This window comes from Bifidobacterium intestinale (assembly GCF_023656765.1).
GTDB lineage: Bacteria > Actinomycetota > Actinomycetes > Actinomycetales > Bifidobacteriaceae > Bifidobacterium > Bifidobacterium hominis.
Map to the genome: position 1 here is coordinate 91,377 of NZ_JAMOKR010000002.1, position 19,002 is coordinate 110,378.

8 protein-coding genes, 1 tRNA gene and 2 pseudogenes are annotated in these 19,002 nt (G+C 60.1%); 10 read left to right on the plus strand and 1 reads right to left on the minus strand.

All coding sequences use genetic code 11. From position 1 onward, the window contains the following. Positions 1-930: a biotin--[acetyl-CoA-carboxylase] ligase gene (locus NBH13_RS03185; RefSeq protein ID WP_250778949.1), complete on the plus strand. Its 930-nt coding sequence runs from the start codon at positions 1-3 to the stop codon at positions 928-930. A gap of 24 nt (positions 931-954) precedes the next feature. Here the strand turns inward: NBH13_RS03185 and NBH13_RS03190 are convergent, their stop codons facing one another. Beyond that, positions 955-1,536: a biotin transporter BioY gene (locus tag NBH13_RS03190; RefSeq protein ID WP_164519384.1), complete on the minus strand. Its 582-nt coding sequence runs from the start codon at positions 1,534-1,536 to the stop codon at positions 955-957. A 241-nt stretch (positions 1,537-1,777) separates the two neighbouring features. Here NBH13_RS03190 and NBH13_RS03195 point away from each other — a divergent pair, with 241 nt between their 5' ends. The 9 genes and pseudogenes from NBH13_RS03195 (at position 1,778) to rpsO (ending at position 18,942) form a co-directional block, all read left to right on the plus strand. Then, positions 1,778-3,682: an ATP-binding protein gene (locus tag NBH13_RS03195; RefSeq protein WP_250778951.1), complete on the plus strand. Its 1,905-nt coding sequence runs from the start codon at positions 1,778-1,780 to the stop codon at positions 3,680-3,682. After that, positions 3,682-5,364, plus strand: a complete 1,683-nt coding sequence (locus NBH13_RS03200; protein ID WP_250778953.1) for an acyl-CoA carboxylase subunit beta — start codon at positions 3,682-3,684, stop codon at positions 5,362-5,364. The genes NBH13_RS03195 and NBH13_RS03200 overlap by 1 nt, the downstream gene beginning before the upstream one ends. A 97-nt stretch (positions 5,365-5,461) precedes the next feature. Continuing rightward, positions 5,462-12,709, plus strand: a pseudogene (locus tag NBH13_RS03205) (fatty acid synthase subunit beta domain-containing protein); the annotation flags it as partial. A gap of 72 nt (positions 12,710-12,781) precedes the next feature. After that, positions 12,782-14,794, plus strand: a pseudogene (locus NBH13_RS08760) (beta-ketoacyl synthase N-terminal-like domain-containing protein); the annotation flags it as partial. A gap of 284 nt (positions 14,795-15,078) precedes the next feature. Next, positions 15,079-15,537 (plus strand): holo-ACP synthase, encoded by a 459-nt coding sequence (locus NBH13_RS03210; protein WP_250778957.1) that lies wholly within the window; start codon positions 15,079-15,081, stop codon positions 15,535-15,537. Between the two features lie 197 nt (positions 15,538-15,734). After that, positions 15,735-17,552 (plus strand): alpha-amylase family protein, encoded by a 1,818-nt coding sequence (locus tag NBH13_RS03215; RefSeq protein WP_250778959.1) that lies wholly within the window; start codon positions 15,735-15,737, stop codon positions 17,550-17,552. 88 nt (positions 17,553-17,640) lie between these two features. Further along, positions 17,641-17,714: transfer RNA gene (locus tag NBH13_RS03220), tRNA-Gly, on the plus strand. A 151-nt stretch (positions 17,715-17,865) separates the two neighbouring features. After that, positions 17,866-18,540: a hypothetical protein gene (locus NBH13_RS03225; RefSeq protein WP_099571003.1), complete on the plus strand. Its 675-nt coding sequence runs from the start codon at positions 17,866-17,868 to the stop codon at positions 18,538-18,540. 132 nt (positions 18,541-18,672) lie between these two features. Next, positions 18,673-18,942 carry a 30S ribosomal protein S15 gene (gene rpsO, locus NBH13_RS03230; protein WP_003807806.1) on the plus strand — a complete coding sequence of 90 codons (270 nt, stop codon included), beginning with the start codon at positions 18,673-18,675 and terminating at the stop codon, positions 18,940-18,942. Positions 18,943-19,002 lie beyond the last annotated feature (60 nt).

Below are 19,002 nucleotides of genomic sequence, written 5' to 3' on the forward strand. Positions count from 1 at the left end.
ATGATGACGATTTTGGATTCGGCAGTGGTTATGCCGCGTACTTGTGCTGTGGCGGATCAGGTGCTGTTGCTCGACACCGTGGGATCCACGAATACGTATGCCGCGGATTTGGTGCACGAGGGATTGCTGTTCGGTGCGCACGGCGTGAATGGTGCGAGTAGCGCGAATGGCGTGAATGCAGGGAAGTCTGCGAGGAGCGGGCATGAAATCGTGGTCATTGCGGCGAATAAGCAGACGGCCGGGCGCGGGCGGCTCGACCATACGTGGACGAGCGTGCCCGGCGAGTCGTTCATCGTGTCGCTGGTGGTAAGCGTGCCCGTTTCGATTATGCGCGATTCGTCCGTCAATGGTTGGCTGCAGATGATCGCCGGCTACGAGATGCGTGAGGCGATTGTTGGTGCGGTACGCGATTGCGGCGGCGGCTTTGACGAGAATATCGGGGATATTGCATTGAAATGGCCGAACGATATTTTCGTGGATGGACAGAAACTCGGTGGCGTGCTCGCCGAAATGGTGCCGATTGCGGGTTGCGAGGATCGCGTCGTCATTGTGATCGGCGTCGGCTTGAATCTTGCCGTCGCACAGGAGCGGTTGCCGATAGACAAGGCCACGTCGTTGCAGTTGATTGCGCACGATCTGCCGGATGTTGCCGTTATGCGCGATGCGATCGCCGCGCGTTGGGTGCGAGGCTTGCGCTCGCGGTTGGCTGATTTTGAGGAGGATTCCCATCGTGAGGCTGTGCGTGCCAGAGAGGCCATGATTCCGATCTGCTGGACGCTTGGCAAGTCTTGCGAAGCGCATTTCGTGGACGGAACCACCCTGCGGGGCAAGGCCGTCGCCTTAAACGACGACGCCTCCCTGACCATTGAGGATCAGGAAGGCGTGTTGCATCAGGTCAGTACGGCCGATGTGGGCGTGTTCGGCAAGTGAGAAAACGTTCGTAACGCGTTCTACTCACTTCAGCTTGGCAAGACCCGCTACCACGGCGGAAGCGATGACGGCCTTGACCGCGTCGCCGGCAATGAATCCCATGGAAGCTACCGCAACGATCGGCAGCGCAACGCCGGTAATGGCGGACTGCACGATGAAACCAAGCAGATAGTCAAGTACAATGCAGCCGGCGACGCAGGCGAACAGATAACGTGCGGCGGTCAGTGCACCGTGCTTCAGCGAATCGGTGCGGGCCTCGCCCTTGAGCAGCGAGGTGACGACGGCCGCCGGCAGGAAGCCGATCAGGAAGCCAGCGCTCGGGCCGACCAATGCCATGGTGGAAGCGCCGCCTGCGAACACCGGCAGACCGACCGCGCCTGCCGCCAGATACATGAGCATCGCGGTGCCGGCCTGCTTCCACGGCAGCATCAGCGCGGCCAGCATCACCACAAACGTCTGCAGGGTGATTGGCACGGGCGTGCCCGGAATCGGCACGGCGCCGGCCGCGGAAGCCGCCCACATGAGCACGGCGAACAGTGCGGGCTTGAGCACGGATCCAAGAGTGCCGCTGGTAGCGGTTTTCAGTGTGGTCTTGAGCGTCAGCATTGCGTTACGCACGATAATTCTCCTTGAATTTGATTGCATTACTGTTGATGAATCGACGATTATTGGCAGCCGAAATGACGGCGATCGCAAAAGTGACGAAAATGCAGGATTTGTCAACTTATGCCCCCAATCGTAGGCTTGCTGAGTTTCGGTAACGTTTGTGGAGCCTTACAAAAAGTTTGCGTGTCTTTTGTGGGAAACGAGTTCGCGATTTTTCGTTCGTTTGGCCAAACTTGACGTTATGCCTAAAAATGTCAACAAACTTTTGGTGGCGAATCGCGGCGAAATCGCGCTTCGCGTAGTGCGCACCGCACGCGAGATGGGGATTCCCACGGTTGCGGTGTACGCGGAACAGGATCGCCATGCGCAATATGTGCAGATGGCTGACGACGCATATCTGCTTTCCGGAGATACATACAAAGACACGTATCTCAACGAGGATCTGCTGATCGACATTCTGCAGCGCAGCGGTGCCGACGCAGTGCATCCCGGCTACGGATTCCTTTCCGAAGTCGCTACATTCGCACAGAAAGTGATCGACGCGGGCGCGGCTTGGGTTGGTCCCAATCCGAAAGCCCTCGTGGATTTGGGAGATAAGATCACCGCACGTCGTGTGGCGACTTTTGCAAAAGTTCCGCCGGTTCCCGGCATTTCCCAGTCAATTTCCGACATGCGATTGCTGCTTGATTTCGCACACACGCACGGTTATCCGCTGATGCTCAAGCGTACCGATGGCGGCGGTGGTCGAGGCATCACGCTGGTACGTAATGATGATGAGCTGCGCGGCTTCTACATGAATCATGACGCTCTGCAGGGCGGTGATTTGAACGAATATTTCGTGGAACGATTCATCGACAAGGGACGTCACGTCGAAACGCAGTGCGGTCGTGATTCGCACGGCAACTTCACCGTGTATTCCACGCGCGACTGCTCCGTGCAGCGCCGCAATCAGAAGCTTGTTGAAGAGGCTCCGGCACCGTTCCTTCCCTCCGAGGTGACCGACCAGCTGGAAGCCTACTCCCGCCGACTGTTCGAAGCGGTCGATTACGAAGGCCTTGGCACCTGCGAATTCATGGTGACCGAACAAGGCAAAGTGTACTTCCTGGAAGTCAATCCTCGCCTGCAGGTTGAGCATACCGTCAGCGAGGAGGTTTGCGGACTCGACTTGGTGCGCGAGCAGCTGACCATCGCCAACGGCGGGGAATTGACCGTGAATCATCCGCTTCGTGGACACAGTTTCGAATTGCGTCTGACCTGCGAAGATCCGGCAAAGAACCTTGCGCCAAGCTCCGGCACGCTGACTTCTCTGCGTTGGCCGTCCGGGCCGGGCATCCGTGTGGATTCCGGCGTGGTCGAAGGCGACACCATCTCGCCGAAATTCGATTCGATGATGGGCAAACTCGTGGTCACCGCTTCCGACCGCGCAGCGGCCGTGGCACGTGTGCGCCGAGCATTGAGCGAACTGAAAGTGGAAGGCGTGCCGACTCCGGCAAGCCTGTTCGAACAGATCTTCAATGACGACGAATTCACCGCCGAACACGGTGTCGCATACGATGCCAGCACCAAATGGCTGGAACGCAAGTACCTCAACAAAGCAGCCGCATCGTCCCAAGGCGGGCAGCCGGCATCCGTGTCTGGCGCGACGGGCTCTCTTGACGTCGACAAGAAGGAATCCAGCGAAACCTTCGTTATCGAAGTCAACAATCGCCGAGTGTCGCTGACCGTGCCGAACGACATCGTCGCCAACCTGACGGGCGGTGCCAAAGCGCGTGACGCGAAACGTGCCATCCAGCCTCTGCGCGGTCAGGGACTGCATCATGCGCAGAAAAAACAGCAAAGCGACGACGGCCAATCCGGTGTGATCGCAAGCCCGATGCAGGCCGTCGTGACGCGCGTCAACGTGGCCGAAGGCCAGCAGGTGGCCAAGGGCGACCTGCTCGTCGTACTCGAATCCATGAAGATGGAAAACTACGTGTACGCGCCGGTCAAGGGCGTCGTCACCAAGATTTTCGTGGGGCCTGCGGCGGGCGTGGAAGCCGGCGAAACATTGATGACCATCGATGTGACCGGAGCGAGTGGTGCGAGCGGTAACGGGAAGCAAACTGACGGAACCGCTGTTGGCGACACTGTGGAAGGGGGTAAGTGATGACTGATATCATCGCAAGCCCGGCCGTTAAAGAAGCCGTGAAAATCGTGATGGAACAGCAGGAGCGACTCGGCAAAAACGCAGCCGAAGCCGTTTCTGCGGCCGCAACCGTCTCCGCGGCCGACATGCCGGGCGCGTCCCAGCCAATCCGCGCATCCGTACTGCGAGCGGCGCAACTTGCGCACGAAGCGGAAGATCATGCACGCAATCGCCAGCACGTCAAAGGCAAGCTGACGGCGCGCGAACGTCTCGATCTGCTGCTCGACACCGGTTCTTTTGAAGAGATCGGACGATTCTGCGGCGGCGACATCAACGGTGGTCGTGCGGGAGCGGCGGTCATCACCGGTTTCGGCGAAGTGTTCGGGCGCAAAGTCGCCGTCTATGCGCAGGACTTCTCCGTGCGCGGCGGCACGCTAGGCGTTGCGGAAGGCCGCAAGATCTGCCGATTGATGGACAAGGCGCTCGACCTGAAGGTGCCAATCATCGCGCTCATCGATTCGGGCGGCGCCCGCATTCAGGAAGGCGTAGCCGCACTGACGCAATACGGGCATCTGTTCCGTAAAACCTGTGACGCCAGCGGTTTCGTACCGCAGCTTTCGCTGATTCTCGGCCCCTGCGCGGGCGGAGCCGTGTACTGCCCGGCGCTGACCGACCTGATCATCATGACCCGCGAGAACTCCAACATGTTCGTCACCGGTCCTGACGTAGTCAAAGCGGCCACCGGCGAAGTGATCAGCATGGACGATCTCGGTGGCGGCTATGTGCACAACGCCACCTCCGGAGTGGCACACTATTTGGGCGAAGACGAAGCCGACGCGATCGACTACGCGCGAACCGTGCTCGCCTACCTGCCATCCAACTCCGACCTGCAGCCGCCCACCTACGCGTACGCCGCAACCCGCGCCGACCGTGACGTGTCCAAACGACTCGCCACCATCGTGCCCGACAACGATCGCCAGCCATACGACGTGCTCGACGTGATCCGCTGCATCGTGGACTACGGCGAATTCGTGCAGGTGCACGAGCTGTTCGCATGCTCCGCAGTGGTGGGATTCGCCTGCGTGAACGGGCATCCGGTCGGCATTGTGGCCAACCAGCCGAACGTCAACGCGGGCATCCTCGACGTGGATTCCTCCGAAAAAGTGGCACGATTCGTGCGTTTGTGCGATGCGTTCAACCTGCCGGTCGTCACCTTGGTGGACACCCCCGGATACAAGCCGGGAGCCGAACAGGAACATGCGGGCATCATCCGCCGCGGTGCGAAAGTGATCTACGCCTACGCCAACGCGCAAGTGCCGCTGGTCACCGTGATCCTGCGAAAAGCCTTCGGCGGTGCCTACATCGTAATGGGATCCAAAGCCATTGGAGCCGACCTCAACTACGCTTGGCCATCCAGCCAAATCGCAGTGCTCGGCGCGGCCGGAGCGGTGAACATCATCCACCGCAAAGACCTGCAGAAAGCCAAAGACTCAGGCAAAGACGTCGAAGCGCTCCGGGCCAAATACGTGGCCGATTACGAACGCACCACCGTCAACGCGAATCTTTCGCTGGAAATGGGTGAAATCGACGCCATGATCGACCCCGAGCAAACGCGAGAAACCATCATCGAATCGCTCAAACTGCTCTCCAGCAAGAAGCGCGTGCGTAAAACCACCAAACACCATGGCAACCAGCCATTGTGACAGGTGCAAAGTGCGCGGATGAATCGTAAGCAAACGTAAACGCAAGAATCAATCGCAAGAACACATCGCAAGATTTTTAAAACAAGTAAGGAACATCATGAATACTTTTTTTCTTGATCGACTGAACGGTGAGCCGCACGCGCTTGCCTTCGCCGGACAATCCACCCCATGGCCGGTGGCGCTTGCCGACCAAAGCGCCAATCCAATGCTCAGCGAAGCGCTGCACGCCCATGTCGACGCAGCCCAGGCACTGCTGTACCCGGTGGCAGCCGACCTGCTCGCCACCACCGGCCGCCCGGTCGACCTGTTCGGATTCGAACCGAATCCGGCACGACTCGGCGCTGCCGCAGCGGCTTCCGCCAGCGTCCCTGGCATTGCGCTCGCCCAGTTGGGTGCGCTGCTTGACGCTACTTCTCTCGGCTACAATCCCGCCGTTGCCAAGCCGGTTGCCGTGCTCGGCCACTCCCAGGGCGTGCTCGCCGTGCACATGGTGCAGGCGATCGTCGAAGCAGGTTCCGTTGAGGCGGCTTCCGCACAAATCGATGAAATTCTTGCGATTGCCACGCTGATCGGTGTTGCCGGCACCCGTCAGGCACGTCAGCTTGGTCTTGCCGCACGTCACGGCGAAGCCACGCCGATGCTGTCGGTCAAAGACATCACCCGCGCGCAGGTGGATGCGCTGATCGAGCGTGTTTCCGGCGCTCGCGGCCCGATCGCAGTGGCCGTCACCAATTCCGCCACGCATTATGTGCTCTCCGGCTACCCGGAGGACCTGGCCGCGTTCGGCGTGGAAGTGGCCAAGGAACACAAGCACCAGGCCAAGCTGCGCGAAGAGAAGGTGCGTGGCGGTCGCGTGTTCGAACCGGTGCTCGAATACCTTGACGTAACCCTGCCGTTCCACAGCCCGCTTATGGCCGAGGCTGTTTCACAGGCTGTTTCATGGGCGGAATCCTGCGGAATCAACGTCGACCACGCTCACGAGCTTGCTGCCGAAGTGCTGCTCAACCATGTGGATTGGGCCGCCCGCGTGCGCGCGCTCATGAAATCCACCGATCCAAGCGCCCTGTGGGTGCTGGATTTCGGTCCGGGAACCACCGTCGGCAAGCTGTTCTCCACCGTTGCCCAAGGCACTGGTGTCGGCGTGGTGGAAGCCTCCACCGTGGCCGATCGTGGCACGCTCTCCACGTTGGAAACCCTGCCTGAGCGCACCCAGAACTGGACCCGCTTCGCACCAAGCATCATCCACACTTCCGCCGGAGACAAGGTGCGTACCGCATTCACCGAACTGACCGGCAAGGCTCCGGTACTGCTCGCCGGCATGACCCCGACCACCGTGGAACCGGAAATCGTGGCAGCGGCCGCCAACGCCGGCTACTGGGCGGAACTCGCAGGCGGCGGCCAGGTGACCGCCAGCGTGTTCGACCGTCATGTCGCCAAGCTGGAAGAAGAGCTTGAAGAAGGCCGTACCGTTGAGTTCAACGCAATGTTCATGGACCGCTACCTGTGGAACCTGCAGTTCGGATCCCAGCGCATCGTGCCGAAGAAGCGTGCCAGCGGCACCCCGATCGACGGCGTGGTCGTGTCTGCGGGCATTCCGGAACTTGACGAGGCCGTGGAACTCATTCACAATCTCAACGCCGACGGATTCCCGTATGTGAGCTTCAAGCCGGGCACCGTCGACCAGATTCGCCAGGTGGTGCGCATCGCCAAAGCCGTCGCTCCGGTCAAGGTGCTCATCGAAGTTGAAGGCGGCTCCGCAGGTGGCCACCATTCGTGGGAATCATTGGACGATCTGCTGCTGAGCACCTATGCCGAAGTGCGTGAACAGACCAATCTGGTGCTCGTGGTCGGCGGCGGTATCGGCACGCCGGAACGCGGCGCCGACTACATCACCGGCGAATGGTCCGCAGAGTACGGCCGTCCGCTCATGCCAGTGGATGGCGTGCTCGTTGGCACTGCCGTGATGACCGCCAAGGAAGCGCACACCAGCCCTGAAGTCAAGCAGATGCTTGTCAACACTCCGGGTATTCCCGCCAAGGGAGCCGACGGCGATCCGTTCGCTCCGTTGGGCGAGCAGTGGGTGCCGAGCGGCCAAGCCAAGGGCGGCGTCACTTCCGGCCTGAGCCATCTGCATGCCGACATCTACGAGCTGGAAAACTCTTCCGCACGTTGCGGACGCCTGCTGGTGCGCGTGATGAAGCATCCGGAAGAGCTGGAAAGCCGCCGCGAGGAAATCATCGAAGCGTTGAACGCCACCGCAAAGCCGTATTTCGGCGACCTGAAGGCCATGACATATCTCGCATGGGCGCAGCGTTTCGCCGATCTCGCCTTCCCGTGGGTCGACGAAACCTACGCCGATCGCTTCCTGCACTTGCTGCAGCGTATTGAAGCCCGCGTCACCACGCAGGAAAGCGGCGAATTCGTATCGCTGTTCGCATCCCGCGCCGATGTGGAAGCCGATCCGCATGCGGCCATCGCCAAGCTTGCCGAAGCCTATCCGCAAGCCGACGAACTGACCGTCACCCCGATGGATGAAGCCTGGTTCCCGGTGCTCGTGCGTGAATACCCGAAGCCAATGCCGTTCGTGCCCGTCATCGACAACGACCTGCTGCGTTGGTGGGGTCAGGATCAGCTGTGGCAGTCCGAAGACTCCCGTTACTCCGCCGATTCCGTGCGCATTATTCCTGGTCCGATCTCCGTTGCGGGCATCACCACCGTTGACGAACCTGTAGCCGACATTCTTGGACGCTTCGAAGCGGCCATGGTCAAGCGCGTTTCCGCAGAATCGCCAAGCGCGGACAAAACTGCGTTCGCACAGCTCGGAGCGGCATCTTCCGCAGAAGAATTCATTCGCAAATCCCCGAACATCTCGTGGGTGGGCCATCTCATGGCAAACCCGGCATACGGCACCAGCAATGGCGACGACAGCTACGAAATCCGCAAGATTTCCAGCGAAGGAAGCGTCGAAAAGTACGATCTCGACATTCATCTCGATACCTACTGGGACAACGATCCGGATGGTGGCGCATCCAAGCATGCCGTACGCGACATCGTCATTCCGCTGAACGTGGACGGCAACGAGTCCGGACTTTTCCCGGTGGTCGATCGCGACCGCCTGCCGGAACACGTGTATCGTATGCTCGCAGACACTGCCGGCATTGGTAACACTGCCATTACTGGCGACAAGCTCACCGCCATGCCCGTTATTGAACAGATGGCAGACAAAGCCTCCTATCCGTTCGGTCAGGCGCATGCCAGCTACACGCTGTCGGCCAACCTCGGCTTCGACCATGAGGCAGCTACCGGCGGTGCACTGCCAAGCGATCTGGTGCCGTCCCGCATCGCACCGGACGCACTCGTCGGACCGGCATGGCCCGCCATTTACGCGGCCCTCGGATCCGTGTACGTCAACGGCTTCCCCGTAATCGAAGGCCTGCTCAACGCAGTGCATCTCGACCACCTCATCGAACTGGAAGTCAGCGAAGACGAACTGCTCAAGCATATCGGCGAACAGATTTCGCTGACCAGCTGGGCCGAAAACTACTTCGAATCGGCATCCGGCCGTGTGGTGACCATCCACGTCACCCACAGCACGCAAGACGGTACCGTGCTTGCCAACGAAACCGAACGTTTCGCCATCCGTGGTCGCGCATACTCCGACGCATTGCCGCCGGAAGCGCCGGACTATGGCGGAATCGACGCGGAAATCGAAAGCACTCCGCGCCGACTGCTGCGCCGCGTCAAGGTGACCGCTCCACACGAGATGACCGCCTTCGCACGTACTTCCGGCGATTTCAACCCGATCCATACTTCGCATCGTGGCGCTGCTGTTTCCGGTCTTACGGCACCGCTCGTGCACGGCATGTGGCTCTCCGCAACCGCGCAATACGCGGTGCAGGCGCTTGACGGCAAGGGTGCGCACTACGAAATCGCAGGCTGGACCTACAACATGTACGGCATGGTGCAGCTTGACGATGAAGTGGAAATCTCCGTCGAACGAGTCGGCCGCGTGGCACACTCCGGCATGGTGCTCGAAGTGACCAGCCGTATCGACGGCAACATCGTGTCTCGTGGCACCGCCATCGTGCGTGCGCCGAAGTCCGCGTTCGTATACCCGGGTCAGGGCATTCAGCAGCAGGGTATGGTGCTCGACGAGCGTGCCAAGTCCCCGGCCGCACGAGACGTGTGGAAGCGCGCCGACAAGGTGACCCGCGAGAAGCTTGGATTCTCGATCCTTGCCGTCGTACGCGACAATCCGAAGGAACTGACCGCCAACGGCGTGACCTACCGCCATCCGGAAGGCCTGCTCAACCTGACCCAGTTCACGCAGGTGGCGCTCGCCACCGTGGCATTCGCCCAGACCGCACGTCTGCGCGAAGCCGGCGCCGACATTTGGCCCGCTTATTTCGCAGGCCACTCGCTGGGCGAATACAACGCGCTGAGCTCCTTCGCCAACGTGATTCCGCTGGAAACCGTGATCGAACTCGTGTTCCACCGCGGCTCCACCATGCATCACCTCATTCCGCGCGATGAGAAGGGCCGTTCCAACTACCGTATGGGTGCGTTGCGTCCGAACCAGTTCGGTGTGGGCGATGACGGCGTGCGCGAGTACGTCGAATCCGTGTCGAAGGCTTCCGGCGAGTTCCTGCAAATCGTGAACTACAACCTGGCGGGCCAGCAGTATGCCGTGGCAGGCACCATCGCCGGTCTAAAGGCGCTGAAGGCCGATTCCGCCCGCCGTGTGGCCGAATATGGCGGCAAGCCCGCGTTCATGCTGGTGCCGGGCATCGATGTGCCGTTCCATTCCACGCTGCTGCGCAAGGGTGTGCCGGAATTCCGCGACAAGCTCGACGCACTCCTGCCTCAGACCATCGATTACCGTGGCCGTCTGGTCGGACGCTATATTCCGAACCTGGTTGCGGCGCCGTTCGAAATGACGAAGGAATTCGCGGCCAAGATTCTCGAAGTCGTGCCGTCCGAGCGCATTCAGGCCGCTTTGGATGATCCGCAGATTTGGGATTCCTATGCTGCTGATGATCAGAAGCTTGGTCGTTTGCTGCTTACGGAACTGCTGTCTTGGCAGTTCGCTTCTCCGGTGCGTTGGATCGAGACGCAGGCTCTGCTGTTCGGTTCCGCCGAGCAGGGCGGTCTTGGTGTGGAAGAGTATGTGGAGGTTGGTCTTGGCAATGCTCCGACGCTCGCCAATCTGGGGTCCAAGACGTTGCGTCTGCCGCAGTTTGCCGGTCGCGATGTGACGGTGTACAACGTTGGTCGCGATGAAGGCCGCGTATACATGACCGATTCCGATTCGCTGGTTCCGGAAGAAGATGCTGACGATTCTGCAGTTGCGACTTCTGCCTCTTCTGCGGCTGCTGCTCCGGCTGTTGCCTCGGCTCCTGCAGCTGCTTCTGCTGCTGTTGCGGAAGTTCCGGTTGCTGCAGCTCCCGCCGGTGCTCCGTCTGGCGCTGCTGTCGCGGATATTCCATTCAAGGCATCCGATGCGATTGCCACATTGCTGGCTTACTCGGCTAAGGTTCGCCCCGATCAGATCGGTGAAAGCGATACCACCGATACGCTGACCAATGGTGTGTCTTCTCGCCGTAATCAGCTGCTTATGGACATCAGTTCCGAACTGGGTGTGGCTTCCGTGGATGGCGCTGCCGAGGCGACGGTCAAGGCACTGAGCGCTCTGGTCAACAAGGTCGCTCCGAACTACAAGGCGTTCGGTCCGGTGCTGTCTGACATTGTGCGCGACCGTGTGCGTGGCATGTTCGGCGCCGCCGGTGTGAAGCTCGGCCAAATCACTAAGCGTGTGACCGACACTTGGCAGCTTGGCGAAGGCTGGGCCAGCCATGTGGTGGCTGCTCTCGTGCTCGAAACCCGTGAAGGCGCAAGCTCCCGCGGTGGAGATCTTGCCTCCCTGAGCACTGACGCGGCTTCCAATGCGGCCGCAGCCAATGCGCTGATCGATGCGGCCGTGCAGAAGGTTGCCGCCGATAAGGGCATCACCGTTGCCATGCCGAGCGCTGGTGGTGCCGCCGGTGGCGCAGTTGTCGATTCCGCTGCTTTGGACGCATTCGCGGCCAAGGTGACCGGCGCCGATGGCGTGCTCGCCTCCACCGCGAAGTTCGTGCTGAACCAGCTGGGCGTTGCCGCTCCGGTTGCCGAAGACGCAACCGACGAGAATGCCGCTGTTGTGGCCGCGGTCGAAGCTGAACTTGGCGCCGACTGGCCGAAGCAGGTCGAACCTCGTTTCGACGAGCGCAAGGCCATTCTGTTCGACGATCGTTGGGCTTCCGCACGTGAGGATCTGGCACGCGCCTACTATAACAACGACGAATCCGCGTTGAACGGCAGCTTCATCGGTCTTGGTGAGACCATTGCCGACGAAGCCACCTGGTATGCGGACAAGAGCGATAGTGCGGATCTGAAGGCCGCTTTCAAGCGTGTTGCCGACGAAGCCATTCAGAACGCTTCTGAATCGGCGGAAACCAGCCGTTTCGCTGGAGATATCGCCGTGGTGACGGGTGTTGCCCCGAATTCCATCGCAGCGCAGGTGGTCAACGGCCTGCTTGCCGGTGGTGCCACCGTGGTTGCCACCTCGCACAGCTTCAAGCCGAGCGTGAAGGCGTGGGCTAAGCAGACCTACCGTGAGCATGCGGCGGGCGATGCCAAGCTGTGGCTGGTTCCTGCGAACCTCTCGAGTTACCGTGACGTGGACGCGTTGGTCGCTTGGGTTGGCAATGTGCAGAAGAAGACTTCCGGTGCGACCACCACGATTCTCAAGCCTGCTTACGAGCCGAGCCTGTTCTTCCCGTTCGCGGCTCCGCCGGTGCATGGCAGCCTCGCTGATTCCGGCGAGCTGTTCGAATCTCAGGCTCGCCTCATGCTGTGGGGTGTTGAGCGTGCGATTGCCGGACTTGCGAAGATCGGTGCCGACACTGATGTGCAGCATAAGTTGCATGTGGTGTTGCCGGGCTCTCCGAACCGCGGTATTTTCGGCGGAGATGGTGCTTACGGCGAGGTGAAGAGCGCATTTGATGCGATTGTGAACCGTGCTCGTGCTGAAAAGGTGTGGTCGAGCCGTGTGACCTTCGCCCATCCGAAGATCGGTTGGGTGCGTGGCACCGGCCTGATGGGCGGCAATGATCCGCTGGTCGAAGTGGTGGAACGTCACGGTCTGAAGACTTACTCCACCGCCGAAATCGCGGTTGAACTGCTGAACCTCTCCACCCGCGAATCCCGTATCGAAGCGGCCAAGGCTCCGCTCGACGTGGATCTGACCGGCGGACTCGGTAACGAGCCGATCGATATCAAGGCACTGCGTGCGGAAGCCATGGAAGACGCGGCTCAGGCGGAAGCGGCGAATGCCAAGAACGCAATCGCAGGCAACGAATCCGATACTGCGGTCAAGACGCTCATCAAGGCGCTGCCAAGCCCGCGTGCTCCGCGTCAGGCCAAGGTCGATCTTGCCGATTGGCAGAACGTCAGCGCACGTCCGGAAGACGAAATCGTCATCGTGTCCGTGGGTGAACTTGGCCCATGGGGCTCCGGCCGCACCCGCTTCGAAGCCGAACTCGGCATCCATTCCGACGGCCAAGTGGATCTGTCTGCCGGCGCGGTGCTCGAACTGGCGTGGAACATGGGCTTGCTGGCGTGGAACGACAGTCCCAAGCCGGGCTGGTACGACGTTGACGGCAACCTCGTGCCTGAGGAGGATATAGCGGAACGCTACCATGACGAGGTTGTGGCCCGCTCCGGTGTGCGTCCGTTCGATGAAGGCATGGGCAACGACTACAAGGACGGCACCGACGAGGAAGAGGCCGAGGTGTTCCTTGACCACGATGTGACCTTCTCGGTTCCGACTCGTGAGATCGCCGAAGAGTACGTCAAGCTCGACGAAGCCCACACCAGCTTCGCGGCCGATGCCGAATCCGGTGAATGGAACGTCACCCGCCATGCTGGCTCCATGATTCGCGTGCCTCGTCGCGCGGCAATGACCCGCACGGTCGGCGGCCAGTTCCCGAAGGGCTTCGACCCGGTCAAGTGGGGCATTCCGGCTTCCATGGTCGGCGACGTCGACAAGATCGCCCTGTGGAACATCGTCACCACGGTTGATGCCTACCTGTCCGCAGGCTTCACGCCGACCGAAATCCTCGAAGCGGTGCATCCGTCGATGGTCGCCTCCACGCAGGGTACCGGTTTCGGCGGCATGGCCTCTATGCGCAAGCTCTACCTGGATCGCTTCCTCAACCACGAGATCCCGACCGACATCCTGCAGGAAGCCCTGCCGAACGTCGTCGCGGCGCACGTGATGCAGTCTTACATCGGCGGTTACGGCAACATGATCCAGCCGGTTTCCGCCTGCGCCACCGCCGCCGTCTCCCTTGAGGAAGGCGCCGACAAGATCGCGCTCGGCAAGGCCGACTTCGTGGTCACCGGCGCAATCGACGACATCGGCGTCGAATCCGTGATCGGCTTCGGTAATATGAACGCCACCGCCAACTCCGAGGAGATGTACGCCAAGGGCATCGACGCGCGATTCTTCTCCCGTGCGAACGACCGTCGTCGCGGCGGATTCGTGGAATCCCAGGGTGGCGGCACCATTCTGCTGACCCGTGGCGATATCGCGTTGAAGCTCGGCCTGCCGGTTGCCGGCGTGATCGGATTCGTGCACTCCTACGCCGACGGCGCGCACACTTCCATCCCGGCTCCGGGCTTGGGCGCGCTTGCAGCGGGCATGGGCGGCAAGGATTCCAAGCTGGTGCGCGATCTGGCCCGTCTCGGCGTCACTCCGGACGACATCGCCGTGGTTTCCAAGCACGATACGTCTACCAACGCCAACGATCCGAACGAATCCGAACTGCACAACACGTTGGCCCACGCCATTGGCCGTGCTGACGGCAACCCGCTGTTCGTGATCTCGCAGAAGACGCTTACCGGCCATGCCAAGGGCGGTGCCTGCATCTTCCAGGTCAACGGTCTGACCCAGCTGTTCAAGTCCGGTGTGATCCCGGCCAATGCCGCCCTTGACTGCGTTGATCCGAAGCTCATGCGCGACGACCACATGGTCTGGCTGCGCGAGCCGCTGAAGGTCGGCTCCGTTAAGGCAGGCCTGGCCACGTCGCTCGGTTTCGGTCACGTATCCGGCTTCGCTGCGATCGTCAATCCGGGCGCATTTGAAGCTGCGGTGGCCAACACCGCGGGCGTCGAGGCGCTGAATGCATGGCGTGATCGCGCCAACGAGCGTCTGGCCGCTGGTCAGCGTCGCCTTGAGGAAGGCATGATGGGACGCGCCGCGCTCTACGAGCCGATCGACAACCGTCGCTTCCATGAAGATGGCCGCGGCTACAACGCGCACGAAGTGGAGAAGGCCATGCTGCTCGATCCTAACGCGCGTCTGAGCGCCTCCGGCTACTTCGAAGCCTGATCCCCGCGTCTGAGCGCCTGAAATTTCTGGCGCTCAGCGCACGATCATCAATCCCGTATCTGTCGCAATCTCAGCATTTCGCGGCAGATACGGGATTTTCATATTCTTGAATCACCTTGCTGCCCGTCTGCACAACTCCCGTTCCATGTCTGCACAGTGCGGACGACAGAGGATGAAGCGCTTAAGTATGATGGTATCCTTGCATGAAAACGAAGTGTTGCCCGCCTGTTTTGCGGAAGTCGACATGGTTCGTTTCTTCCTGAAAACTTTCGAAAGGCTGGAAAATGCTGGGTTTGGGGCATGACGTCGTGGATGTGCCTGCGTTCGCCGAGCAACTGGGCGAACCTGGGTCGCGCATGCGAAACCTGTTCTCCGCGCGCGAGCTATGGCAGACCGCTCAACGGGCGCGGGTCAAGCGGGATGGCGAGGCGGTGCATCTTGCGGCCCGCTGGGCGGGCAAGGAGGCCTTCCTCAAGGCGTGGTGCGAGGCGATTTCGTGTAGGGCGAAAGGAGATGGCGACATTGCATATCCGTACACGCTTGACGATTTTCCTTGGTCGCGCATCGAAATACTTGACGATTCCCACGGCGTGCCCCACGTCATGCTCTCACCCGAGGTGCGATGCAAGTTGCGGCAATCGTTGGGGTTGCCGGTTGACGGGGATGGCCAATCGTGCGAAATGCATATTTCCATCAGCCATGACGGAGCTGTTGCATCCGCGGTGGTGACAATAGAAGCGTGAATGGCGATTGCGCAATCGCGGGCAATCGCACAATAACCAGTAATTTCGTCAATCGATTGACATTGGTCGTCAAAACGCCTCGAACCGGTTTGATAAAACCGTTGATTCACGTTACACTTGTGCCAGCATCGCAGCAATGAAAGCAGTGAAACCCAATACTCATAACAACGAGGTTCCCTGAGAAGAGGAGTAGAGGAATGGCACGTTCCAAGTCCGACCAAGCGTTTGACGAGCGCATCGCGAAGAACAGCGAAGAACTGCGCGAACTATTGACGGATCTGTATGGGGAACAGGCCGAAGAAGCCTTCCAAAACCTCACCGAGTTGATGAAGGCGTCGCATGCGGCACGCCCCGCCGATCTGAAACGCCTCGACACCAAGCGTCTCGCCGATCCGGAATGGTACAAGCGCGGCAACATGTTCGGCATGACCATGTATACCGACCTATTCGCCGGAGATCTAAAGAAACTCGCAGGCAAGGTGCCGTACCTGAAAGAGCAGAAGCTCACGTATCTGCACCTTATGCCACTGCTGAAAATGCCGCATCCGCAGAACGACGGCGGTTATGCGGTGGAAGATTTCGACACCGTCGATCCGTCGCTCGGTACGAATGAAGACCTCGCGGCGCTCACCAAAAAACTGCGTGCGGCCGGCATCAGCCTGTGCCTCGACTTCGTGATGAACCACACCGCATCCAGCCATCGTTGGGCTAAGGCGGCTCAAGCGGGCGATCCGAAATATCAGGATTACTACTACTGCTACGACGACCGCACTGTTCCCGACCAGTACGACGCCGTGGTGCCGGAAGTCTTCCCGGCCACTGCCCCCGGCAACTTCACCTGGAACGAACAGATGCACAAGTGGGTGCTCACCTCGTTCTACCCGTTCCAGTGGGATCTGAACTACCGCAACCCGAACGTGCTCGTGTCGGTGCTCTCCAGCGTGCTCGGCCTCGCCAACCTTGGCGTCGAAGTGTTCCGCATCGACGCGGTGCCTTACATCTGGAAGGAACTCGGCACCAACTGCCGTAACCTGCCGCAGGTGCACACCATCGTACGCATGTTGCGCATCGTGCTCGAATGCGTCTGCCCGGCAGTAGTGCTGAAGGGCGAAGTGGTGATGGCCCCCAAGGAGCTCGCCGCCTACTTCGGTACACCGGAAAAGCCGGAATGCCACATGCTCTACAACGTGTCGATCATGGTGAATCTGTGGAGTGCGCTTGCCAGTGGGGACGTGCGCCTACTCAAAGACCAGCTCGACAAGCTCAACGCGCTGCCGGAAAACTGCTGGTTCGTCAACTACCTGCGCTGTCATGACGACATCGGCTGGGGCTTGGACGAGCCGATGGAGGAGAGCCTCGGCATCGACCCGCTCAAGCACAAGGAATTCCTGTACCACTTCTACGAGGGCTCGGTGCCTGGCAGCTGGGCCATGGGCGAGCTGTACAACTACGACGAGGCGTCGAAGGATGCGCGCAGCTGCGGCACCACGGCCAGTCTGTGCGGTGTGGAACGCGCTCTGATCACGCATGACAAGCCGTTGCTCGACATTTCGATGAAACGCGATTTGATGATGCATTCCGCCATGTCGTTCCTGCGTGGCTTCCCCATGTTGAGCTGCGGCGACGAAATCGTGCAGCTCAACGGCTGGGAATACAAGGAAGATCCTGACCGCGTCGAGGATTCGCGTAATCTGCATCGCAGCCCCTTCAATTGGGAGAATGCGGCCAAGCGCAAGCAGACTGGCACCCTGCAGAAGCAGATGTGGGACGGATTGAAGAGCGTTCGTGAGATGCGCGACGATCCCGCTTTCGCGCCCGAAGCGTGGGTCACCACTTGGGACGCGCATAATGATGCGGTTCTTGCGGTGGTGCGCCATGTTGAAGGACGCACTGTTCTCGGATTGTTCAATTTCTCGTCCGCGCGTCAGATCGCACGTCTTGATTCGGATGGCGACATCGTGCTTCCCGCTGAGGTCGCGTTGGAACCGTACCAGGTTTGCGTGGTCGAAAAATAATTATTGCGATTTCGACTTGCGATTGTTGAGGGAATGTGTATAATAGCTCGAGTCGTTTCGTGTTGACTTCGGTCGGCATAGACGGTGCGCGGATGTAGCTCAATGGTAGAGCCTCAGTCTTCCAAACTGATTACGCGGGTTCGATTCCCGTCATCCGCTCCACACAATCGTTAGAGAAGAAGAAAGGCGTGCTTAATGGCACGCCTTTTGCATACCTGCCGTGCGATTGCTTCGACGACTGGGTATGCTGGACGTGTCGTGACAGCGGCGTGACGGTCGCAGCAGGCGGTAATCGCAATACAACGGAGCGGGTATGGCACAAACGCAAGGCAACAAGGTGACGGAAGTCGTCGACGGCGTGATCGAACAGGTCGACGTTTCCAAGCATCCGACGGCGTCCATTGAAGCGTCTGATCTTTCCTTGGCCGACATCGAGCGTCGTAAATCGCATCCGGCACACTGGGCGCTGTTCATCGCGCTGGTGCTGGTGGCTCTGATCGTGCCCTACTGGTGGGGACGTTTTCTCGCGGTCAAGGATGCGGCTTGGATTGTCGACAACCTCGGTTTCCTTGATCCCAAGGGTGTTGCGTTGATTTCGTGGACCGTCACCATCATGGCGATGACCGGCTTGGGATTGATGGTCGCCGATGTGAAGAAATGGCTGTGGGGTACGGTTTTTGTGGTGGGACTCGCCGCCGAGCAGTTCGTTGCCGGCATGTGCCTGCTGAGCTTCAACTTCTGGAACGCCACTTATGTGATGTATGGCGATTCCTCGGGGCTTGCCAACGCCGCGAATCTTGGCATTATCGCGGCCGGATGCGGTGTCGCCGTCTACGCGGTGCTGTGGGTTGGACTGCTGGTCTGCATCAAAAAGGAATCGAAATTCAATGTGCTTACGCGCAGTTGGGCGTCGTTTTTGCTGTTTTTCGTAATTGAGAGCATTTCGCTCGCGGTGGTGCTGTTCGGCGGGCTGCTGAACGTAGTCTGAAGCGTCGCTTGCGGCATGGTCTGATTTGGTCTGCCCCTCGTGTATGATTTCCCTTTGGCGTATTTCGCCCGCGGATAGAGAGCGCGTCGGTATTGGACCGGCAGCACCGCGCAGCAACATAAGGAGGATGCCGTGGCACTTACGGCTGAGGAAAAGCAGGAAATCATCAAGACTTACGCTACCCACGAGGGTGACACCGGCTCCCCGGAGGTCCAGGTTGCTCTGCTGACCAAGCGTATCGCTGATCTGACCGAGCACCTCAAGGAGCACAAGCATGATCACCACTCCCGTCGTGGTCTGCTGCTGATGGTCGGCGATCGTCGTCGTATGCTTGATTACCTCAAGCGCGTTGACATCAACCGTTACCGCTCCCTGATCGAGCGTCTGGGTCTGCGCCGATAGTTAAATTCTTCCGCCCGAATGCCTTCCTTGGCGTTCGGGCGTTTTTGCATGACAGCCGCG